This is a genomic window from Kribbella sp. NPDC050124 (genome assembly GCF_044460355.1).
Lineage (GTDB): Bacteria > Actinomycetota > Actinomycetes > Propionibacteriales > Kribbellaceae > Kribbella.
Genome location: NZ_JBITJU010000012.1, coordinates 198268 through 218480 on the forward strand (window position 1 = coordinate 198268; position 20213 = coordinate 218480).

General features: G+C 69.5%; 20 protein-coding genes. 8 read left to right on the forward strand and 12 right to left on the reverse strand.

The window, feature by feature from the left end; genetic code table 11:
- Nucleotides 1-35: 35 nt before the first annotated feature.
- The 3 genes from ACIBL3_RS26675 to ACIBL3_RS26685 form a co-directional block, all read right to left on the reverse strand.
- Nucleotides 36-971 (reverse strand): neutral zinc metallopeptidase, encoded by a 936-nt coding sequence (locus tag ACIBL3_RS26675; RefSeq protein ID WP_396356304.1) that lies wholly within the window; start codon nt 969-971, stop codon nt 36-38.
- 110 nt (nt 972-1081) lie between these two features.
- Entirely contained in the window at nt 1082-1984 is a 903-nt protein-coding gene (locus tag ACIBL3_RS26680; protein WP_396356305.1) for an alpha/beta hydrolase, read from the reverse strand.
- Between the two features lie 16 nt (nt 1985-2000).
- Complete coding sequence (locus ACIBL3_RS26685) at nt 2001-2561, reverse strand: PH domain-containing protein (RefSeq protein ID WP_396356306.1); 561 nt, start codon at nt 2559-2561, stop codon at nt 2001-2003.
- A gap of 80 nt (nt 2562-2641) precedes the next feature.
- On the opposite strand from ACIBL3_RS26685, the gene deoC reads away from it, so the two are divergent.
- The 4 genes from deoC to ACIBL3_RS26705 are packed head-to-tail and all read left to right on the forward strand — an operon-like array spanning nt 2642 to nt 6914.
- Entirely contained in the window at nt 2642-3598 is a 957-nt protein-coding gene (gene deoC / locus ACIBL3_RS26690) for a deoxyribose-phosphate aldolase (protein ID WP_396356307.1), read from the forward strand.
- Between the two features lie 3 nt (nt 3599-3601).
- Entirely contained in the window at nt 3602-5038 is a 1437-nt protein-coding gene (locus tag ACIBL3_RS26695) for an aldehyde dehydrogenase family protein (RefSeq protein WP_396356308.1), read from the forward strand.
- Nucleotides 5028-5903 (forward strand): aldehyde dehydrogenase family protein, encoded by an 876-nt coding sequence (locus ACIBL3_RS26700; protein WP_396356309.1) that lies wholly within the window; start codon nt 5028-5030, stop codon nt 5901-5903. The genes ACIBL3_RS26695 and ACIBL3_RS26700 overlap by 11 nt, the downstream gene beginning before the upstream one ends.
- Nucleotides 5904-6914 carry a S66 peptidase family protein gene (locus ACIBL3_RS26705; protein ID WP_396356310.1) on the forward strand — a complete coding sequence of 337 codons (1011 nt, stop codon included), beginning with the start codon at nt 5904-5906 and terminating at the stop codon, nt 6912-6914. It begins immediately after the preceding gene.
- Nucleotides 6915-7189: 275 nt separating this feature from the next.
- Here ACIBL3_RS26705 and ACIBL3_RS26710 read toward each other — a convergent pair whose 3' ends face one another.
- Complete coding sequence (locus ACIBL3_RS26710) at nt 7190-8086, reverse strand: hypothetical protein (protein ID WP_396356311.1); 897 nt, start codon at nt 8084-8086, stop codon at nt 7190-7192.
- A 274-nt stretch (nt 8087-8360) separates the two neighbouring features.
- The gene (locus ACIBL3_RS26715; protein ID WP_396356312.1) at nt 8361-9386 is read right to left on the reverse strand and encodes a serine/threonine-protein kinase; all 1026 of its coding nucleotides are present in this window, start codon (nt 9384-9386) and stop codon (nt 8361-8363) included.
- Nucleotides 9387-9441: 55 nt separating this feature from the next.
- Between ACIBL3_RS26715 and ACIBL3_RS26720 the strand changes: the two genes are divergently transcribed.
- Entirely contained in the window at nt 9442-9981 is a 540-nt protein-coding gene (locus ACIBL3_RS26720) for an RNA polymerase sigma factor (protein WP_396356313.1), read from the forward strand.
- Nucleotides 9982-10051: 70 nt separating this feature from the next.
- Here ACIBL3_RS26720 and pepN read toward each other — a convergent pair whose 3' ends face one another.
- The 3 genes from pepN to ACIBL3_RS26735 form a co-directional block, all read right to left on the reverse strand.
- On the reverse strand, nt 10052-12487 hold the full coding sequence (gene pepN, locus ACIBL3_RS26725; RefSeq protein ID WP_396356314.1) for an aminopeptidase N: 2436 nt from the start codon (nt 12485-12487) through the stop codon (nt 10052-10054).
- Nucleotides 12488-12510: 23 nt separating this feature from the next.
- Entirely contained in the window at nt 12511-12990 is a 480-nt protein-coding gene (locus ACIBL3_RS26730; RefSeq protein WP_396356315.1) for a hypothetical protein, read from the reverse strand.
- Between the two features lie 90 nt (nt 12991-13080).
- On the reverse strand, nt 13081-14160 hold the full coding sequence (locus ACIBL3_RS26735; protein WP_396356316.1) for an FAD-dependent oxidoreductase: 1080 nt from the start codon (nt 14158-14160) through the stop codon (nt 13081-13083).
- 70 nt (nt 14161-14230) lie between these two features.
- On the opposite strand from ACIBL3_RS26735, the gene ACIBL3_RS26740 reads away from it, so the two are divergent.
- A complete protein-coding gene (locus ACIBL3_RS26740) occupies nt 14231-14935 on the forward strand; it encodes a TetR/AcrR family transcriptional regulator (protein WP_396356317.1) in 705 nt (234 codons plus the stop codon).
- Here ACIBL3_RS26740 and ACIBL3_RS26745 read toward each other — a convergent pair.
- On the reverse strand, nt 14932-15807 hold the full coding sequence (locus ACIBL3_RS26745) for a LysR family transcriptional regulator (protein WP_396356318.1): 876 nt from the start codon (nt 15805-15807) through the stop codon (nt 14932-14934). The two genes, ACIBL3_RS26740 and ACIBL3_RS26745, sit on opposite strands and share 4 nt — an antisense overlap.
- Nucleotides 15808-15895: 88 nt before the next feature.
- Between ACIBL3_RS26745 and ACIBL3_RS26750 the strand changes: the two genes are divergently transcribed.
- Nucleotides 15896-16633: a sulfite exporter TauE/SafE family protein gene (locus ACIBL3_RS26750; protein WP_396356372.1), complete on the forward strand. Its 738-nt coding sequence runs from the start codon at nt 15896-15898 to the stop codon at nt 16631-16633.
- A gap of 225 nt (nt 16634-16858) precedes the next feature.
- Here the strand turns inward: ACIBL3_RS26750 and ACIBL3_RS26755 are convergent, their stop codons facing one another.
- Nucleotides 16859-17326, reverse strand: a complete 468-nt coding sequence (locus ACIBL3_RS26755; protein WP_396356319.1) for a YkvA family protein — start codon at nt 17324-17326, stop codon at nt 16859-16861.
- A gap of 18 nt (nt 17327-17344) precedes the next feature.
- Nucleotides 17345-18169 (reverse strand): aldo/keto reductase, encoded by an 825-nt coding sequence (locus tag ACIBL3_RS26760; RefSeq protein WP_396356320.1) that lies wholly within the window; start codon nt 18167-18169, stop codon nt 17345-17347.
- Nucleotides 18170-18224: 55 nt separating this feature from the next.
- On the opposite strand from ACIBL3_RS26760, the gene ACIBL3_RS26765 reads away from it, so the two are divergent.
- On the forward strand, nt 18225-19262 hold the full coding sequence (locus ACIBL3_RS26765; protein WP_396356321.1) for a DUF5937 family protein: 1038 nt from the start codon (nt 18225-18227) through the stop codon (nt 19260-19262).
- On the opposite strand, the gene ACIBL3_RS26770 is transcribed toward ACIBL3_RS26765, so the two are convergent.
- Nucleotides 19255-20199, reverse strand: coding sequence for a S1C family serine protease (locus tag ACIBL3_RS26770; RefSeq protein WP_396356322.1), 945 nt, complete (start codon nt 20197-20199; stop codon nt 19255-19257). The genes ACIBL3_RS26765 and ACIBL3_RS26770 overlap by 8 nt on opposite strands.
- Between the last annotated feature and the right edge of the window lie 14 nt (nt 20200-20213).

Consider the following 20213-nt stretch of genomic DNA (forward strand, 5'->3'; position numbering starts at 1 on the left):
CCAGGCGGCTGAGTTACGTTAGAACGTCCAGCGGGTCAGGCGACGTACGTCGACGACGCGTTGAACGTGTTGCAGTTGCCCGCGACGGTGTAGGTGTGCCTCGCGTTGAAGCCCGCGGTCGACCAGAACGCGTGGTTCTTGGGCGAGCCGTGGTCGCGGACGCCGCCCGGCTGGTCGCCCATGTGGCTGATCAGGTAGTTGTACTGCGTCAGCAGGCCGCCGGCCATCGGGTAGTACCGCTTGTTCGCGCCGACGTAGGCCGCGCCCAGGCAGGAAGCCTGCAGCTCACGGCGACGGCTCTCCTCGAGCCGCGCGGAGTTGGTGGTGAACGACAGCTGACGCGTCCAGGACGCGTTCAGGATGCCGGTCAGGAACTGCACGTGGTGACCGTACTCGTGCGACATCATCTGGGTCAGCCACGCCCGCGCGTACGTCGGGTTCTGGCCCCAGGTCTGCATGATGTAGGCGGCCGGGATGTAGATGACACCGCCACGCCCGCTGCAGTAGTAGCCAGTGGTGTTGTTGACGGTCCCGCAGTCGGTGGCGATCTTGGTGCCGCTGTGCACGGACAGCTTCGGCTTCACCTTGTATGCCGCGCCGGCTGCCTTCAGCGGAACGGCCCAAGCCGCGTACATGCAGGTCCAGAGTTGGGTGGCGTACGACGCCACGCCCGCCTGGGTGCGCAGTGAGACGTTGACCTCTTTGCACTTCGACGGCGTGATCGCCGGGGTGCTGTAGAGCCGGTTGTAGCGGACGATGGTCGTCGGCGAGGACGCCATGGTCGTCAGGCCCTCGCCCGCCGGCGGGGTGCCGACCACCTGGTTCGGGGTCTCGGCCGGCTGCGGCAGGGCCGGGTAGGACGGGTTCGCGGCCGGCACGGCGTGCGCGTTCGGTACTGCGAAGGCTGCGAGGGCGGTGACGGCGGCGACGCCGGTCAGACCACGCAGGGTGCTGCGGGAGAGGTTGAGCATGATCTCCACTCTCGAGAATTAGGGACCTGTCGTGCACATCCTGGAGTGCGCAGGGGGCCATCCCAGGCTGAACACGGGCTCTGACGCCGCGAATGGACCGGGAGTTCCCGCTAATCGGCAACTCGGGCGCCGAGAAACCTCAGCTGGTCAGGGAGCATGCGGCGCCAGTAGCCGGCCGTGTGCGCGCCCAGCTGCACACCACCGGTCGCTCCGAGCTCGGTCCGCAGGTCCTCCGCGGCCTCGGCGAACGGGTCGTCCCGGCCGCAATCGATGCGCACGGCAACATCCCGGAACCCGCTCTTGCGGCCGAACACCTGGCTGATCTCGAAGTCGCCCTGGTCGTCGAACGCACCGGGTGTGGTGTCCTCGTAGCGACGCCAGAGCGCCGGGCTGAGGGCACCGACCGCGACCGCGCGGGTGGCCGGCCGGACACGACGCTGCCAGTAGTGCAGCGCGACCCAGAGCAGTGCGCCGTACCCGCCCATCGACCAGCCGAGCAGGCCGTAGCGCGAGGTGTCCAGGCCGAGTTTCGCCAGCAGGGGAAGGAATTCCTGGTCGAGCATGAACCCGGGATCCTCACCGCCGGAACGTCGATGCCAGTAGGTGTCCCGCCCACCGTCCACAGTTGCCAGCGCGAAGGGCGGCGTACCGGCTTGCACTGCGGCGGTCAGGTAGCGATCGATGCCGAGGTCGTTGACCGCCGACGTGTGGTCGCCGCCACGCCCATGCAGCACGAGTACGACGGGAAGCGCCGCGGACGGCCCGTAGCCGTCGGGATAGATCACGCTGTAGCCCACCGTCGTACGGCGTCCGAACGACTCGAACGTGCCCGACTCGACCGGCCCACCAGGCACATCGGGTACGACGCCATCCGGCCCGGTCAGCCCGAGTACGTCGTGCACGCGAGCGCGACCGGGGATCACTCCGGTCTCCACCGCGGCCACGGTCGCGACACCGGTGACCGCCGCGGCCACGCCGGTGCGGATCAGCGTGCGACGGGACAGCGGTGGCATCTGCGTCCCGCCCCGGTCAGCGCAACAGGGCGGCCAGTACGGCGACGACCGCCAGCACAGCCACGATAGCCAGCTCAGGACGGGCCCAGGAGGTGACGATCTCCCCCTCGGCCTTCTTGCCGTACTGCTCCATATGGGTCTCGATCCGGTCCACCACGAAGTCGGCCCGGGAGATCGAGCTGTCGTCGGAGAGCTTGCGGCCGCCGACGCGCTGCTTGCGGAGATCACGCATGACGACCTGGACGCCGGGCGCGCGGTAACGGAAGTCCGCGGTGTGCACGCGGAGGATGTCGGTGACGTCGACTCCGGTGACCTTGTTCCACGGGATCGTTTGGTCGCGGAGGTGGTTACGCAGCAGGATGTTGTCGGGGCTGAGGGTGACCGACGGCCGGACCAGGCCGACGTACGCGAGCATCATCAGCAGGCCGATCACGGCGGCAACCAGCAGACCGGTCACGGTCCGCCACTCCAGCACGATGTCGAGCAGGCCGGCCGCGCCGATCACCATCACGATCACCCCGGTGATCCGGTTCGACGTGGACAGGTACTGCTCGCGCTCCGACGGCTTCTGCTTCACCCGCACAACGTAACCGGCGACCGGTCACCCACCCCACAGTGGAGTACGGATCGTGATCTGGTCGCCGTAGACTGCCGGACGTGACCACACTCGACAGCGGCGTCGACTCGTTGGCCGACGTGACCTCGTCCGAGGACCGGCTGCGCCGGTTCCTGCTCGGCCTGCCGGGCGTCGACCAGGTCGGCGCCGAGGCCAGGGCCGCCACGCTGAGCACCCGGTCGATCAAGACCACCGCCAAGGCGTATGCACTCGACCTGGCGATCCGGATGATCGACCTGACCACGCTGGAGGGCCAGGACACTCCCGGCAAGGTCCGGGCGCTGTGCGCGAAGGCGCGCCGGCCCGATCCGGCCGACCCGAGCACCCCGCAGGTCGCCGCGGTCTGCGTGTACCCGGACCTGGTGGCGACCGCGAAGCGCGAGCTGCAGGGCTCGGGGATCAACGTGGCGAGTGTCGCAACCGCCTTCCCCAGCGGGCGTTCCAGCCTGGCGATCAAGGTCCAGGACACCAAGGACGCGGTCGCCGCGGGCGCCGACGAGGTCGACATGGTGATCGACCGCGGCGCCTTCCTGTCCGGGCGGTACGCGATGGTCTTCGACGAGATCACCGCGATCCGCGAGGCGGCCGGGGACGCGCACCTGAAGGTCATCCTGGAGACGGGTGAGCTGGTCACCTACGACAACGTCCGGCGGGCGTCCTGGCTGGCGATGCTGGCCGGCGCGGACTTCATCAAGACCTCGACCGGCAAGGTGTCCCCCGCGGCCACGCTGCCGGTGACGCTGATCATGCTCGAGGCGGTCCGCGACTACCACGAGGCCACCGGCCTGCACATCGGCGTCAAGCCGGCCGGCGGGATCCGGACCGCGAAGGACGCGATCAAGTACCTGGTCACGGTCAACGAGACGGCCGGACCGGACTGGCTGGACCCGGAGCTGTTCCGCTTCGGCGCGTCCAGCCTGCTGAACGACCTGCTGATGCAACGCACCAAGCTGGCCACCGGGCACTACCCCGGACCCGACTACTTCACGCTGGACTGAGGCATGAGCAGATTCGAGTACGCACCGGCTCCCGAGTCACGGGCCATCGTCGACATCAGGTCGTCGTACGGGCTCTTCGTCAACGGCCAGTTCGTCGAGGCGACGGACGGGAAGCCGTTCAAGACCGTCAGCCCGGCGTCGGAGGAGGTGCTCGCCGAGGTCAGCGAGGCCGGGCCGGCCGACATCGACAAAGCAGTCAAGGCGGCCCGTAAAGCGTTCGACAAGGTCTGGGGCCCGATGGCCGGCCGGGACCGGGCGAAATACCTGTTCCGGATCGCCCGGCTGATCCAGGAACGCTCCCGTGAGCTGGCCGTGCTGGAGTCGCTCGACAACGGCAAGCCGATCCGGGAGTCGCGCGACGTCGACATCCCGCTGGTGGCCGCGCACTTCTTCTACTACGCGGGCTGGGCCGACAAGCTCGAGTACGCCGGCGCCGGCGAGGACCCGCAGCCGCTGGGGGTCGCCGGCCAGGTGATCCCGTGGAACTTCCCGATGCTGATGCTGGCCTGGAAGATCGCGCCCGCGCTGGCAGCCGGCAACACCGTCGTACTGAAGCCTGCCGAGACGACTCCGCTGACCGCGCTGGCGTTCGCGGAGATCTGCCAGCAGGCCGACCTGCCGCCCGGTGTGGTGAACATCGTCACTGGCGCCGGGCGCACCGGCCAGGCGCTGGTCGAGCACCCGGACGTGGACAAGGTCGCGTTCACCGGGTCGACCGAGGTCGGCCGCTCGATCGCCAAGGCGGTCGCGGGCTCGGACAAGAAGATCACGCTCGAACTCGGCGGCAAGGCGGCGAACATCGTCTTCGAGGACGCGCCGATCGACCAGACCATCGAGGGCATCGTCAACGGCATCTTCTTCAACCAGGGCCACGTCTGCTGCGCGGGTTCGCGGTTGCTGGTCCAGGAGAGCGTGTACGACGAGGTGCTGGCCCGGCTGAAGCGCCGGATGAGCACGCTGCGGGTCGGCGACCCGCTGGACAAGAACACCGACATCGGCGCGATCAACTCCTCGGCCCAGCTGGCCAAGATCCGCGAGCTGTCCCAGATCGGTGAGGACGAGGGCGCCGAGCGCTGGTCGCCGGAGTGCGAGCTGCCGGCCGAGGGCTACTGGTTCCCGCCGACCGTCTTCACCGGGGTGTCGCAGGCGCACCGGATCGCCCGCGAGGAGATCTTCGGCCCGGTGCTGTCGGTGCTGACCTTCCGGACCCCGGCCGAGGCGGTGGAGAAGGCGAACAACACCCCGTTCGGGCTGTCCGCCGGGATCTGGACCGAGAAGGGCTCCCGGATCCTGTGGATGGCGAACCAGCTGCGCGCCGGCGTGGTCTGGGCGAACACGTTCAACCGCTTCGACCCGACCTCGCCGTTCGGCGGCTACAAGGAGTCGGGCTACGGCCGCGAGGGCGGTCGCCACGGTCTGGAGGCCTACCTTGCCCACTAAGGACAACCAGAGGCTCGCGGTGCGCAAGACCTACAAGCTGTACGTCGGCGGCGCCTTCCCGCGCAGCGAGTCCGGACGGTCGTACGTCGTGAACGACGCCAAGGGCCGGTTCCTCGCGAACGCGTCCCAAGCCTCCCGCAAGGACGCCCGGGACGCGGTGGTCGCGGCCCGGAAGGCGTTCGGCGGCTGGTCCGGCAAGACGGCGTACAACCGGGGCCAGGTGTTGTACCGGATCGCCGAGGTGATGGAGGGCCGGCACGACCAGTTCAGCTCCGAGGTCGCCGCGTCCGAGGGCCTGTCGGCGGCCAAGGCGCGCGCGGTCGTCGACGCGTCCATCGACCGCTGGGTCTGGTACGCCGGCTGGGCCGACAAGCTGGCCCAGGTGGTCGGCTCCAGCAACCCGGTGGCCGGCCCGTACTTCGACTTCTCGTTGCCTGAGGCAACCGGTGTGATCGCGGTGCTGGCACCGCAGGACTCCAGCCTGCTCGGCCTGACCAGCGTGATCGCGCCCGCGATCGTCTCCGGCAACACGGTCGTCGCGGTCTCGTCGTACGAGCGTCCGTTGCCGGCCGTCACGCTCGGCGAGGTGATGGCGACCTCCGACCTGCCGGGTGGCGTGGTCAACATCCTGACCGGGTCCGCGTCCGAGATCGGCCCGTGGCTGGCGTCGCACCTCGACGTCAACGCGATCGACCTGTGCGGGATCGAGGACGCCGACGAGGCCCGTGACCTGGAGGCCGCCGCGGCGGAGAACCTCAAGCGGGTACGGCGGCCCGCCGAGGAGGACTGGTCGGAGTCTCCGGGGCTGTCCCGCCTCACGCAGTACCTGGAACTGAAGACCGTCTGGCACCCGATCGGAGTCTGAATGGTCCAGCCTGGTGACCGGGTCGCGATCGTCTCGCCGTCCGGTGGACTGCCCGAGCTCTTCCCGGCGCCGTACGAGCTCGGGCTGCAGCGGCTGCGGTCCTGGGAGCTGGAGCCGGTCGAGTATCCGACCACCCGCAAGCTCGGGACGACGCCGCAGCAGCGGGCGGCGGATCTGCACGCAGCCTGGTCGGATCCGTCGATTCGCGCGGTGATCGCGAGTATCGGCGGCGACGACCAGCTCACCGTGCTGAAGCACCTCGATCCGGAGGTGTTCCGCGCGAACCCGAAGCCGTTCTACGGGTACAGCGACAACACGAACCTGCTCAACTTCCTGTACTTCCACGGGTTGCCGGCGTACCACGGCGGCAGCGTGATGGTGCAGTTCGGCCGCGGCGGCGCGATGCACCCGGACAGCGAGCGCTCGCTGCGGGCCGCGCTGTTCACGCCGGGCGACTTCGACCTGACCCCGGCCACCGGCTGGACCGACCACGACCGCGACTGGGCCGACCCGTCCGTACTGGAGACCGAGCCGGAGCTGTTCGACGGCACCGGGTGGACCTGGAGCGGTTCAGAGCCGGTCAGCGGGCGGCTGTGGGGCGGCTGCCTCGAGATCCTCGACTGGCAGCTGTCCGCGAACCGGTGGATGCGACCGGTCGACTCCTACGACGGCGTGCTGTTCCTGGAGACCAGCGAGGAGATGCCGACGGCGGAGCAGGTCTACCGAATCCTCCGCAACTTCGGCGAACGCGGTCTACTGGAACGCTTCGACGCAGTCCTCTGGGGCCGCCCGAAGTCCTGGGCCCTCGACCACCACACAACCCCCGCCGAAGCCGTCGCCTACGTCACCGGCCAGTACCTCGCCGTCGACCGCGCCCTAACCGAGTACAACCCCTCCGCCCTGGTCGTAAAGGGCCTGGACATAGGCCACACCGACCCCCAGCAAGTCCTCCCGTACGGCGGCCAGGTCACCATCACCCCCGCCACCCAGCGCATCACCGTGACGTACTGATCCGCCGTCCCTTCGAGACCATGCAGTTGCCGCAGGCAACAACTCGCCGGCATTCGGCGCCTTGAACAGCCTCTGGGACCCTTGAACAGCAGACACCCTGTCCCAGGTCCCCACTTCCTGCGCAAGCCCCCGCCGGACTCCCAAGGGCCCAAGATGCGGACGAAACCGCCCAAATACCGGGCAAACCCCGGCGGGCGTGCCCCGCTGGCGGGATATGTCACCGCTGACGTGCTGCAACCCGCCACCGACCACAAACCCCGCCAGCCACCACCCGCCTAGTAGCCGTCGACTTCGCTTGTCGAGGCGTTGCCGCCGATGACTGGTTTGAGGCTGATTTGCCAGCTCTGGTTGGCGGGGAACGGCTGGTCGAACTTCTGGAAGGTGCAGGAGTCGGTGAACTGGCGGGTCTTCGGGTTCCAGTCGGCGCCGGACTTGAAGTACAGCTGGTAGCCGCCCCGGATCCCGCTCACGGTGGCTACCTTGCCGGCTCGCACGTACGTCATCACGTGCGGCGAAGCCGGCTTGCCGCCGGTGACGACCGACACCGCGACATCGGCGGTGCCGGCGTTGTCCACGCGGAGCCTGCCGGCGCCCCGGGAGCCGCTGCGGACGATCGTGGTCCCGTTGTCCGGGCGAGTGATGACAGGGGCCGGCGGCAACTTCTTCGGCAGGAAGGTACCGGCCCGCAGGCCGAGCTTCGCCAGCTGGTTGAGGGCCGGCCGCAGCTTGGTTTCCATCCCCCGCTGGATCCCCTGCACGGTCAGCGCCAAGCCTGCGCACTTGACGTCGAAGCTACCCATCGACGTGTTCAGGGCAGTGAGCGCCTGCTGCAGCGCCCGGTGCGCGGCCGCCGCCTCCGCGGGCGGCTGGAGGACCGTCATGGTGTGGGTCTCCATCGTCACGGCCAGGTTGAGGTTCGAGCGCTTGTCGCCCAGCTTGCTCGGGTCCGTGATCGTGACCAGACCTTCGTACGCGACCGACAGCCGCACGTCCATCTGGGTCAGCTTCTTCTGGTACTCCGCCTTGGGCGACAACGGGGCTGTGGTCGCGGACGGCGTCGTACTGCTTGCACTCGGGCTACTCCCCGACGTCGCGACTCGCTGCTCGGTCGACCCACACCCGACCAGTAGCAGCGACCCGACCACCACACCCACGAGCCCACTCGTCCGCATCAGCACTCCCACCCTCTCGGTTGACCCGGTCGCAGGCTAGCGGCGGGCAAGGGTCAGCGAACGACGGTTCGAGCGAGCGCCGGATTGGGGTCCGGGAAACACGAGACCGGCGCCGTGATCGTGACGAAACTTCCACTTGATCTTGGCCTGCAAGGTGAGACCCGGATCGTCGTAGCTGGTGTCGGAAGCGCAGCAACCCCGAGCGCCAGGATACTGCGATGAGTAGCCATGCAACTACTCTAAGCAGCCAAGCGCTGAGACGGATCCCCGCGTCTCACCGTCCGAACAGGTACCAGCCGCCGGCGCCGGCGAGGACGAAGACGATCGGGAGGGCCAGCAGGAACAAGGCTCGGCCGCGACGGCTTCGCCGTACTGGAGGGGCCTCCGTCGCGACTGTGGTCGGGAGGTCGTCGTCTTCTTCGCTGATTTGGGTCCGCTCCATCGCGCGTAGCGGCGCCTCCTGCTCGAGCCGGTACGCCTCCACCTCCAGCCGCTCGGCGAGGGTGTCGGCCCGCTCCCAACGGTCGGTGACGTGGTACGCGAGCGCCCGCGCCATCACGTCGTCCAGCGGCCCGACCGCGTCGTGCAGGGTCGACCGCAGGCTCGGCGGCGGCAGGTCGGGATCCCGGTTGAGCACGTCGCTGATCGAGCCGGCTGAGTACGGCGGATGCCCGGTGAGCAGCGCGTACGTCACCGCGCCGACCGCGTAGATGTCCGCCCGCTCGTCGAACCCACCGTCACCCCGCCCCTGCTCGGGCGCCATGTACGACGGCGTCCCGACAGCCTGGGTCAGTCCGGAGGCCTCCGCCGCCCGCTTGGCCAGGCCGAGGTCGGCCAGCACGATCCGGTGGGTTCCACCGCCCGACTCGTCACCCTGGTTGGGCCGGAGCAGCAGGTTCGCCGGGGTGACATCGCGGTGTACGACGCCCTCGCCATGAAGAGCCGCGACCGCACGGGCCAGATCGGCGCCCCACCACAATGCGTCAGCCGGCTCCAGCGGCCCGAACCGCAGGATGTCGGCCAGCGTGCCACCGCCGATGTAGTCCATGACGAAGTACGGGCGGCCGTCGTCGAGCTTGCCGAGGTCGAACACCCGGACCACCCGGTCGCTGGCGATCCGGCGCATCAGCCGCGCCTCGGACAGGAAACGCTCCCGCACGTCGGCGCGCGACGCCCAGTTGTCCGCGAGGACCTTGACGGCCACGTCGACGTCGAGGTCGTCGTCGAACCCACGCCAGACGGTCGCGAACGCGCCTGCGCCGATCTTGTCCTGCAGCCGGTACCTCCCGATGACATCCATCCGGGCTATTGTCGATCACAGCCGGGCCGTCAGGCGAACACCACTCTGGGGGAGCATGAACGAGGAGTTGGAGCAACTCGCGGCACGCGCCGCGACGGGGGACCAATCGGTGGTACCGGAACTGCTGAAGGCGATCCGGCCGCAGGTACAGCGGCGGGTGGCCAAGTTCCTGCCGTACCACGAGGACGCCGAGGAGGCGGTCCAGGACACCCTGCTCCAGGTGGCGAACAAGATCCACACCTTCAAGGGCACCGGCAGCTTCGCGGGGTGGGTGACGATCGTGGCCACCAACCAGGCCCGGCAGACCTACCGCTCGCTCAAGCGGCGGTCGGTGGAGCAGTCCGCCGAGGTGCTGCCGGAGGCCGTCGACCCGCGCACCACGTCGGTGATCGCCGGTTCACGGCTGGACCTGCTGGAGGCCCTGGAAAACCTCGAGTCGAGCCACCCGCAGCTCGTCCAACCGCTGGTCCTTCGCGACCTCGGGGCCCTTTCGTACGCCGAGATCGCCGACGAGCTCGACGTCCCGCTGGGCACGGTGAAGGCCCGGATCCACCAGGCCCGGAAGGCCGTCGCCGAGCGACTCACCGTCCACTGAGACAGCGAGAATCCTGGACCAACGCAGTCGGTGACTCCTCAGACTCGGGGAGACACATTGTGTAGTCAGGCTAGCCGAAGGTGCGTCGTACCGTGACCGCCTTCCGGAGGTTGTCGGCGAAGTCAGCCGCCTGCCGCCGGATGCCCGGGGCAGCCGTCTCGTCCGCCGCCAGCACCTCGGCACGGGCCAGCAGCTCCGGCTCGATCACGAACTCCGGCATGATCCGCTGCGCGGCGAGCGCCACCACCATGCCGGCCCTGATCTCGGCGGTCCGATGGATGTCGGTGAAGAACCGGTCCACGTACGGCGCGGTGACCGCCGCCTGACCGGGATGCCAGAAGCCCTCGGCCGCCGCCAGCAACTCCTTCACCCCGATCGCCGGATCGGTCATGATCCGAGTCCACGCGGCCTCCTTGCCGTCCGCCAGCGCGGACCGGCAGCGGGCAGCGTGGTTGACCCCTTCGGTCGAGGTGTCGCGGGCCAGCTCGGCGTCGATCGCGTCGCCGCCGAGCGCATTCAGCCGGACCAACCTCAGGACCAGCGCCCAGCGCAGATCGGCGTCGATGTCCAGCCCCGGCGGGAGCTGCTTGCCGTCGAGCCAGGACTGCAGGAGGCCGGCGTCGTCGCTGGTCGCGATGAAGCCACGCACGGTCGCGAGTTGCAGGCTGCCGCCCGGCTCGGTCGCTGCGAGCTTGTTGCTCAGGGCATCGGCGACGACTGCGCGCGACTCGTCGTACGGAAGGTAGCCGCCGAGCACCCGCTCCTGCAGCCAACGCACCAGGGAGCCGACCGCGATGTCGCTGTCCTCGTGCTGGATCGCGGTGGCGAAGAGCTCGAGCGCCTGCCGCGGGTCCAGCTCGGCGTCGGCCGTGGCGTCGCGGACCGAGTTCCAGATCACTGCGCGGGTGGCGCCGTCCTCGATCGTCGGCAGTACGGCGGGCAGGTTCGCCAGGCTGGTCGCGTCGAGCCGGATCTTCGCCCAGGTGTCGTCGTCGGCGTCCGGAACCACCACCTGATTGCTCAGGGCAACTTCCACGGTGTCGCCGTCGAGGATGGCGTCGACGGTGCCGGACGCGCCGGTCTCGTCGTACCCGCGGACGCTCAGCTTGTGCGGGCGGCGGGATCCGTCCGGGCTGGTCCGGCGCAGGACGACGCCGGCCGGCGTCCGCTCGGCGGTGATGGTGTCCAGACCGGAGGTCCGCAGCCACTGCTCGGACCAGCTGTCCAGGTCGCTGGCGCCGGCCTCATTCAGCTTGGCGATGAACTCGTGCAGGTCGGCGTTGCCGTACTCGTGCGCCTCCAAATGGGCGTTGACGCCCTTCAGGAACACGTCGTCGCCGAGGTACTTCGCGAGCTGCTTGAGCACGGCAGCGCCCTTGGCGTACGAGATGCCGTCGAAGTCGTTCAGCGACTGCCGCGCGTCCTTCGGGCTGTCCGGCGCGACCGGGTGGGTCGAGCTGCTCTGGTCGGTCTGCATCCCCCACCACTTGCGGACGAATCCGAAGTCGGTCCAGTTGCCCTGGTAGTCGGTGGCGTGCTCGGACACCCGGTGCGCCATGTACTCGGCGAACGACTCGTTCAGCCACATGTCGTTCCACCACTTCATCGTGACCAGGTCGCCGAACCACATGTGCGCCATCTCGTGCACGACGATCCGCGCCCGGGTGCTGCGCTCGGCCTCGGTCACCTTGCTGCGGAAGACCAGGTGGTCCGCGAACGTCACGCAGCCCGGGTTCTCCATCGCGCCGAGGTTGAAGTCCGGCACGAACACCTGCCAGTACTCGCCGAACGGGTACCGGCGCCGGAACATCCGGTGGTACTCGTCGAACGCCTGCCCGGTGGTCCGGAACAGGTCCGCCGCGTCCCGCTCCAGGTGCTCCTTCAGCGACTGCCGGCAGGCGAGCCCGAGCGGGATCCCGTCGTACTCGCTGCGGATCAGGTGGTACGGGCCGGCCACGATGGTGACGAAGTACGACGACAGCGGCTTGGTCTCGGCCAGCTCCCACTGCCCCGGAGCGACCTGCGTCGCCGCGCCGTTGCCCAGCACAACCCAGTCCACCGGCGTCTTCACCGTCACCGTGTACGGCGCCTTGAGGTCGGGCTGGTCGAAGCACGGGTAGTACCGCGGCGCCGACTCGAGCGACGACATCCCGTACGTGTAGACCCGCCCGTCGGCCGCGTCCACCGACCGCACCAGGCCCTCGCCGTCCACGGAGTACTTCAGCTCCGCAGTCACCACGAGGTCGTTCTCGGCCTGCAGACCGGACAGCGGGAAGCGGCCCTCCGCGAGCAGGCCGACGTCGAGCGCGTCGCCGTTCAGCTCGACCGCGAGCAACCGCTCGGGCTTCACGTCCACCCAGGTCGAGTCGCTCGCCGCGCCGAACCGGATCCGGCTCGTGGTGACGAACGTGTCGCCTGGCCCGGTCAGGTCGAAGTCGACCCGGTAGGACCGGACTGCAAGGTCTGCTGCCCGTTGCCGGGCCTCTTCAACTGTCAGCGCGCGCATGCCTGCACGCTATCCGAGCGACCCTAAGGACTCGTCAGCTTTTCGCGCACAGCATGCGCTCGCGCCCGGTCCCGCTCGTCGAGCGCCTCGTCCTGCGTCATCGCGTCGAGCACGCCGAGCAGCCGCGCACCAGGATCAGCAGGTACGGCGGCTGCCGCAAGCAGAGCCGTTGCCCGCACGTCCGTATCCGTCGTGCCTTCCAGCACGTCCGCGATCAGCTCCCCATCCTCGGACTCAGCGAGACTCGTGAGCACGTTCAGCGCGCTCAAGTGATCGAACGCCGCTCGCACTTCCGCGTCCCCCTCGATCGGGGGCCGCGACAACACCTGCCGAGCAACCTGTCGCACCTCACCGCCGAGCGGCTCCAGCGGATTCCCTCCCGACAACCGCGTGTACGACGCGGCCACCTGGTACATGTTCAATGCTCTGCAGACCGTCGCGACGTTCTCGCTGTGGAGCAACGCACTGAACGCCTGCAGGGGAATCGCCTCATCCGAACTCATCCACGTCCTCGCTTCGCTCCGGGCGCGGATGAGGCACAAAGCGGCTGTGCTTGATGATGAACTCACTGCGTTCGTTCATACCCCCGCACGCTAGTCGACGACCTGTGGCTGGAAGAACCGCAGTACCTTGTGCGCGGCGTCCGGTCCGGTCAGCAGCTCCGCGACCGCCGCGGATCTCTTCGCGGTCTCGGCGGCACGAGACAGCATCGCCGGCTCATAGTCCGCCACCGCGGCATCCAGATCGCCCGGGTGTGCCGCGATGGCACGACCGAGATCGGCAGCATCCAGCATGGCCAGGTTGGCCCCCTCTCCGACCGGTGGCATCAGATGGGCGGCGTCACCGAGCAGGGTGACACCGGGCCGGCGCGGCCAGGTCAGGCCGACCGGCAGCACGTACACCGGGCGGACCACGATCGGTTCGTCCCGCGCGGCCCACAGCCGACGGATCTGCGGATGCCAGCCGTCGAGCAGGTCACTGTCGAGGTCAGGGGCGCCCTGGAGCGAGATGCCGAGCCGGATGGTGCCGTCGCCGTTGCGCTGGGCAGCCAGGTGCCGGTCCGGGCCGAACACCCAGTAGTTGCCGCGACCAACCATCGCGGCCAGTTCGGGCTGGGTGCGGTCGGCATCGTGGATGGCGCTGTCGAGTGTGGTGCTCCCGCCGTACACGGGCTTGGCGTCCGTGACCAGCGAGCGGACTTGGGAGTTGGCGCCGTCCGCACCGACGAGCAGGTCGCACTCGACCACGCTGCCGTCGGCGAAGTGCACGACGTACCCACCGGCTCGCGGCGCGGCATGACTGAAGACGCTGCCCCAACGGACTGTGCCGACCGGAAGCGAGGCGAGCAATAGATCCCGCAGATCCGCCCGGTCGATCTCCGGGCGAGCCAACGGCGCATCGTCCGGGGTGTCCTCCTGGAGCAGCAGCGTGCCGGTGTGATCCAGCAGCCGCATGTCCTGCCCTTCGCGGCGCGCGACCGCGAGGAACTGCCGCTCGAGCCCGGCGGTGCGCAGGGCAGCCTGGCCGGTGTCGGTGTGCAGGTCGAGCATGCCGCCCTGGGGACGGGCTTCCGGTCCGGCGTCGCGCTCGAACACGGCGGCGTCGATGCCATGGACGTGCAGGACTCGCGCGAGGGTGAGGCCGCCGGGCCCGCCTCCGATGATCGCGATCACGATGAGCTCTCCTCGATACGCCGTATTTTCCGATACACTGTATCGCCAGAGCCAGTGTATCGTTCCCGACGTGGCAGACAATCCCCTCGTCTGGGAGCGGCCCGAGCCGCCGGAGCGGCGGGTCCCGAGCCCGTTGAGCCGGGAGCGGATCGTGCAGGCAGCGGTCACTCTGGCCGACGCCGAAGGCCTGGAGGCCGTGTCCCTGCGCAAGGTCGCCGGCGCGCTCGACGCCGGCCCGATGCGGCTCTACCGGTACGTCGACACCAAGGAAGAACTGCTCGAGCTCATGGTCGACGCCGTGTACGGCGAGATCCCGGCGCCGACCGGGTCGACCTGGGCCGACGTACTGCGGTCCATCGCGAACGGGATCCGGGACGCTGCCCTGCGGCACGAGTGGTTCGCCGATCTGCTCGGCGGCCGCCCGCACTTCGGCCCGGCGACCCTCGCGCACACCGAGGCGTCGCTGTCCGCGCTCCGGGCTGCCGGGATCGACGACGTCGACACGATGATGGGCGTGATCGAGGCGCTCGACCTCTACCTGATCGGCGCCGTGCGCAAGGTGGTCACCGAGCGCCGCGCCGAACGCGCCTCCGGGCAGAACGAGCGGGAATGGCAGGCGAAGACCTTCCCGTATCTGTCTCGGATGTTCGCCGCCGGCCACTACCCCACCCTCGAGAAGACCATCCACGACGCCCACCACCGGTCCGCCGACGAGGTGTTCGAGCTGGGTCTGAGCTACCTGCTGGACGGCATGTCGCACCGCCTGCAGCGCTAGCGCGTCGCCGCGGAGTGCAAGTGGGATGCCAACAGGTGGGCGGGCTCGGGGGCGTTCGCGGCGTAGCAGAGCAGGTGAGCGCGGGTGGACCAGGAGTCCTGCAGCGGGCAGATCTCCACGGCGGTGCTGGCGTCGACGGCTCGGCGCGGGACGATCGCCAGGCCGGCGCCGGCGGTGGCGAGGGTGATCAGGGTGTGCAGAGTGGGGACGAGGGTCCGGTAGCGCGGGGCCGGTGCGTGTGGGCCGAGGCGGTCGTCCATCCACTGGGTGAGCGGGGAGCCGCGGTCGAGGCCGACCAGGGGATGTTCGGCGACCTCGGCGTACGCGATCGAGGTGCGGCCGGACAGGACGCCGCCGGCTTGGCCGATCACGACCAGGGAGTCGTCGGCGAGCGGTTCGGTGCGGAGGTTGGTGGGTTCGTCGTCCAGGATGACGCCGAGGTCGGCCTCTCCGGAGGCGAGCAGGCGGACGCTGCGGATCGTCCGGCGTTCGCTCACGTTCACGTCGTACTCGGGATGGTCGCGCAGGAAGGTGGCGAGGGCGGCGGGCACGAGTTGGTGCATCGCGGATCCACCGGCGACCAGGCGGATCGGGGCGGTTCGGGAGACGGCGTACGACGCGACCGCGCTGTCGAGGCGGGTCGTCTCGGCCAGGACCTCGCGGGCGTGCCGGGCCAGCGTGGCACCCGCCGGAGTGAGCCGGACCCCGCGGCGCTCGCGGATGAGCAGCGGTACGCCGGCCTGTACCTCGAGCGCCCTGACCCGCGCGCTCGCCGAAGGCAGACTCAAGTGCATCACCCGCGCGCCACTGGTGATCGAGCCTTCTGCCGCGACAAGGGTGAACAGCCGCAGGTCGTCCAGGTCGTACCGCATGTCTCCAGCCTACGTCTCAGCCTTAGGCTGACTACGGGGATCGCGCATTGTGGAGCGTCGGCCGAGCCGTGATCCTCGAAGGGTGCTGATGATCCTCCTGGCCGGTGTCGCCGCCGGCGCGCTCAACGCCGTCGGCGGTGGCGGGAGCTTCGTGGCACTGTCCGCGCTGGTCGCCGGCGGCATGGCCCCGGTAACCGCGAACGCGACCACGACCGTCGCCCTTTTGCCCGGGAACGCGACCAGCGCCTGGGTCTACCGGCGGGAGGTCGAGGGGCTGGCGCAGCCCTCGACGACCGCCGTGACGACGGCCAGCGTGCTGGGTGGGGCGATCGGCGCCGGGTTGCTCCTGTTGTTGCCATCGGCATCGTTCGAGGCGGCCATGCCGTGGTTGCTGGCGTTCGCGACCGTCGTCCTCGCGTTCGGCAAGCGGCTGACAGCAGCACTGCGGCTCGGACGGCCCGGGCCGGTGGCGATCCTGGCCGGGCAGTTCCTGCTGTCGATCTACGGCGGGTACTTCGGTGGTGCGGTCGGATTGATGATGCTGGCCTTCTGGACCGCGACCACGTCGCTCGACCCGGCCCGGGGTAACCCGCTGCGGGTCATCCAGGTCGCCGCCGTCTATCTGACCGCCGCCGTCATCTTCCTCTTCGCTGCCGATGTTCTGCAGCAGCCGCTGGAGCTGACAGCGCTCCTGGCCGGCGCCGTCGTCGGTGGTTACGCCGGCGCCCACCTGGTCCGCCGGATACCCGCGAAACTCCTGCGCACGCTGGTCCTCACGACTGCGGTGGCGATGACCGTGCTCTTCTTCGTGCGAGCGTTCCGATGAACCGCGCCCAGCTCGCAATGGCCTACCAGGCCTGCGAAGTCGCCGATCTCGCCCGGTCGGCGGTGACGTTGGACGACCCTGCGGAGGCGGTCGCCCAAGCCGAGCTCGTACTGGCGTCCGCCCGCCAACTCCTCGCCGCGGCTACGCGACTCAACGAGTCAGCGCCACCCACCGATCCGTTGCAACTGTTCGCCTACGAGTATCCCGAGGAGGCCGCGGCCGACATCACGGATTGGCTCGCTGCTGATCGCGTTCGTGACGAAGGTAGAGGCCCGTCGCGGTCGACACACTCGTGAGCAGCCACACCGCGACGCCAGCGTCGTCGGCGATCCCGAGCAGCGGCAGCAACTCCGGCAGGATGTCGATCGGCGAGATCAGGTACACCACAGCCAGCCCCCACAGCGCCATCCGGCTCGTGGGCAACCCGGGGTAGTCTCCGCGCCGCGCGGCACGCAGCAGCCGCGGCAGCGCCCGAGCCCGCTCGAACACGTCCCCGATCGGCTCCGGCTCGCCTCGCTCGGCCCGCCGGCGCTTCAGCCGCCGACGCCGTACGACGCCCAGCCCGGCCACCACCGCCCCGACGACGAGCAGGCCCACACCCACCCCGACCGCCGGCAACCCGGCGATCTCGCCGTCGCGAAACACCAGGGTCGCCAGCCCGATCAGGCCGAGCAGTCCACCGAAGAACACCATCCACCAACTGTAGAGGCGTCAGCCGTTATAGGCCTCGAGCCGCGTCAGCTGGCCCGTGGTCAGGCGTACGTCGGCTGCAGCGACGTTCTCGGCCAGGTGGGCTGCGGAGCTCGTGCCCGGGATGGGCACGACCACGGGCGACCTGTGCAGCAACCACGCCAGCGACAGTTGTGCGGCGGTGGCTCCGGTCTCGGCAGCGATCTCGGCCATCGCACGCGAGCCGGCGTGCTCGCCGAGCGCGATCGGGACCCACGGGATGAAGGCGATTCCTTCGGTGGTGCAGTAGTCCAGCACCGGTTCGTGCCCGCGATCGGTCAGGTTGTAGCGGTTCTGCACGCTGACGACCTCGACGTGCCGGCGCGCCTCCCGCAACTGGTCCACGGTCACCTCGGACAGGCCGACGTACCGCACCTTGCCCTCGTCGACGAGCTGCGCCAGCGCGCCGAGTTGGTCAGTGAATGGGACTGCCGGGTCCACGCGATGCAGTTGCAGCAGGTCGATCCGCTCGACCCGCAGGCGACGGAGGCTGAGCTCGGCCGCTTGCCTGAGGTACTCCGGTCGCCCCAGCGGGATCCATTCGCGCGGTGATGGGCGGGTGTGGCCGATCTTGGTCGCGATCACCACGTCGCCGTACGGGTGCAGGGCTTCGGCGAGCAGTTCCTCGTTGGCCCCGATACCGTACGCGTCGGCGGTGTCGATGAAGTCGACGCCCAGCTCGACCGCCCGCCGGGCCACGCGGATCGCGTCCGCCCGGTCGGCCACCGGCCGGTAGCCGGTCAGCCGCATCGCGCCGAAGCCGAGTCGATGAACGTCCAGGTCGCCGATCTTGAGTCGCATCGTCATGGGCTCAACCCTCGGACCGCTCGGGCGCCGACTGAATTGATTTAGGCTGAGCTGAATGCTGACGATCACCTTCACCGTGGCCGACCTGGCCCGGACCCGGATCGCGGTCTCGCCGCTGTGGGAGGTGGCCGCGAGCATCCGGCTGCTCAAGACCCGGCGGCCGGACCGTTTCCACGACCGCTGGGCGCGTACGGCGCGGGAGCGGATCGCGGGCGCCGACCTCGGCCTGCTGTTCGATCTGGTCGATCCGGCCGTCTGGTACATCCCGGACTTCCTCACCCCGGCGCCGCACAGCCCGTTCTCCGACCTCGACGCGGATCTCGGCGCCCTGAAGCGTGTCCCGGCCGAGCAGGTCCGTGCCGATCTCGACGTACTCGCGTATGCGCGCAGCCATCCACTCGGCTCGCTGGCAGAAGCGCAACTTCCCCGTCAGTTGCCGAAGGCCAACGATTTTCCTTCGGCGGCTGTTGCCGAGCTGTACACCGATCCAGCGGCCGGGATCGCCTTGCTTGCCGCGCAGGTGCGCACGTACTGGGAGCTGGCGATCGCACCGCACTGGGGGCGGATCCGCGCTTTGCTGGAAGACGATCTGCGTTATCGCGGCCGGCAACTCGGACTGGCCGGGCCGGCCGGGCTGTTCGACGATCTCGCCGAGTCGGTGCGGTGGCGGGGCGACTCGCTGCACATCAGGCACCGGCGCTTCCAAGGTGTACGGCGGCTTGCCGGTGAAGGACTGTTGTTGACGCCGTCGGCCTTTGTCTGGCCGAACGTGTACTCGAGCACGATCCCGCCGTGGCAGCCGACACTCACCTACCCGGCTCGTGGAGTCGCCACGCTCTGGGACGACTCCACGCGACCGACGCCGGCTGGGGTGGCCGGCGTACTGGGCCGATCCCGGGCCGAGCTGCTGAACCAGCTCGGCAGCCCGAGATCGACGACAGAGTTGGCCGGGCGAACCGGCCTGACACCCGGCGGCGTTTCACAGCACTTGAGTGCGCTCCGCGCCGCCGGGCTCGTCACTTCCCACCGCTCGGGCCGCCTCGTCCTTTACGCCCGAACTTCTCTTGCCGAGGCACTTCTTCAGGTCAGTTGATCAGGCCTTCGACGATGGTCTTCATCCGGTCCACCGGGATGGCGAAGCCGATGCCGATGTTGCCGGAGCGGGACGAGGTGCCGAGGGTGGCGATCGCCGTGTTGACGCCGACGACCTGACCGGCGGAGTTGACCAGCGGGCCGCCGGAGTTGCCCGGGTTGATCGCGGCGTCGGTCTGGATCGCCGACTGGCGGGTGTTGTTGTCGCCGAACCGCGCCTGCCGGTCGACCGCGCTGACGATCCCCGCGGTCACCGTCCCTTCCAGGCCGAGCGGTGAGCCGACGGCCAGCACCGGGTCGCCGACCCGCAGCTGTGCGGACCGGCCGAGCGTGAGCGCACGCAGTCCCTCGGCGTCGGCGGTCGAGACCTGGAGGACGGCGAGGTCGTTGTCCTCGTCGGATCCGATGATCTCGGCGTCGACCCGGCGGCCGTTCGACAGCACCAGCGAGACATCGCTCGCTCCTTCCACCACGTGTGCGTTGGTCACCACGTGACCCTGCTGATCGATCGCAAACCCGGACCCGGTCGCCCGGCCGGCCCGCACCGACACCACACCGGGCAGCACACTCGCGGCCGCCGCCGTGATCGAGCCCTGCTCGGCCGCGGGTGGCGCGGCCGCCTGGGGCAGTTCGACCGCCGCGGACTCGGGATCGCGCGATCCCGTCACTGCGCCGGCCAGCCCGCCGGCCACGATCGACAGCGCGAGGCTGGCGACCACGACCCGTCCACGGCGGGCCGCCGTACCGGACGTCTTCGCAGGTGGTTGGACCGTCACCCCGGCCTGAGGTGCCGCGGCCGGAGAGGGGGGAGCCGACCCAGCGGAAGCCGGGGTGACGGAGAAGGGGTACTGCGGCTCCGGTGCAGGCAGCGGCGCCGCAGGGGGTGGACCGGGCGCGTAGTGCGGGCCGCGGAACGGTTGACCGAGATGAGGGCTCATCGAGGGCTCCTTCA

Excerpts from the sequence above, each read along its gene's own strand:
- ACIBL3_RS26675 (WP_396356304.1), bottom strand. The coding sequence starts at position 971 with ATGCTCAACCTCTCCCGCAGCACCCTGCGTGGTCTGACCGGCGTCGCC.
- ACIBL3_RS26680 (WP_396356305.1), bottom strand. The coding sequence starts at position 1,984 with ATGCCACCGCTGTCCCGTCGCACGCTGATCCGCACCGGCGTGGCCGCG.
- ACIBL3_RS26695 (WP_396356308.1), top strand. The coding sequence starts at position 3,602 with ATGAGCAGATTCGAGTACGCACCGGCTCCCGAGTCACGGGCCATCGTC.
- ACIBL3_RS26705 (WP_396356310.1), top strand. The coding sequence starts at position 5,904 with ATGGTCCAGCCTGGTGACCGGGTCGCGATCGTCTCGCCGTCCGGTGGA.
- ACIBL3_RS26710 (WP_396356311.1), bottom strand. The coding sequence starts at position 8,086 with ATGCGGACGAGTGGGCTCGTGGGTGTGGTGGTCGGGTCGCTGCTACTG.
- ACIBL3_RS26715 (WP_396356312.1), bottom strand. The coding sequence starts at position 9,386 with ATGGATGTCATCGGGAGGTACCGGCTGCAGGACAAGATCGGCGCAGGC.
- ACIBL3_RS26720 (WP_396356313.1), top strand. The coding sequence starts at position 9,442 with ATGAACGAGGAGTTGGAGCAACTCGCGGCACGCGCCGCGACGGGGGAC.
- pepN (WP_396356314.1), bottom strand. The coding sequence starts at position 12,487 with ATGCGCGCGCTGACAGTTGAAGAGGCCCGGCAACGGGCAGCAGACCTT.
- ACIBL3_RS26730 (WP_396356315.1), bottom strand. The coding sequence starts at position 12,990 with ATGAGTTCGGATGAGGCGATTCCCCTGCAGGCGTTCAGTGCGTTGCTC.
- ACIBL3_RS26745 (WP_396356318.1), bottom strand. The coding sequence starts at position 15,807 with ATGCGGTACGACCTGGACGACCTGCGGCTGTTCACCCTTGTCGCGGCA.
- ACIBL3_RS26750 (WP_396356372.1), top strand. The coding sequence starts at position 15,896 with ATGATCCTCCTGGCCGGTGTCGCCGCCGGCGCGCTCAACGCCGTCGGC.
- ACIBL3_RS26755 (WP_396356319.1), bottom strand. The coding sequence starts at position 17,326 with ATGGTGTTCTTCGGTGGACTGCTCGGCCTGATCGGGCTGGCGACCCTG.
- ACIBL3_RS26760 (WP_396356320.1), bottom strand. The coding sequence starts at position 18,169 with ATGACGATGCGACTCAAGATCGGCGACCTGGACGTTCATCGACTCGGC.
- ACIBL3_RS26765 (WP_396356321.1), top strand. The coding sequence starts at position 18,225 with ATGCTGACGATCACCTTCACCGTGGCCGACCTGGCCCGGACCCGGATC.
- ACIBL3_RS26770 (WP_396356322.1), bottom strand. The coding sequence starts at position 20,199 with ATGAGCCCTCATCTCGGTCAACCGTTCCGCGGCCCGCACTACGCGCCC.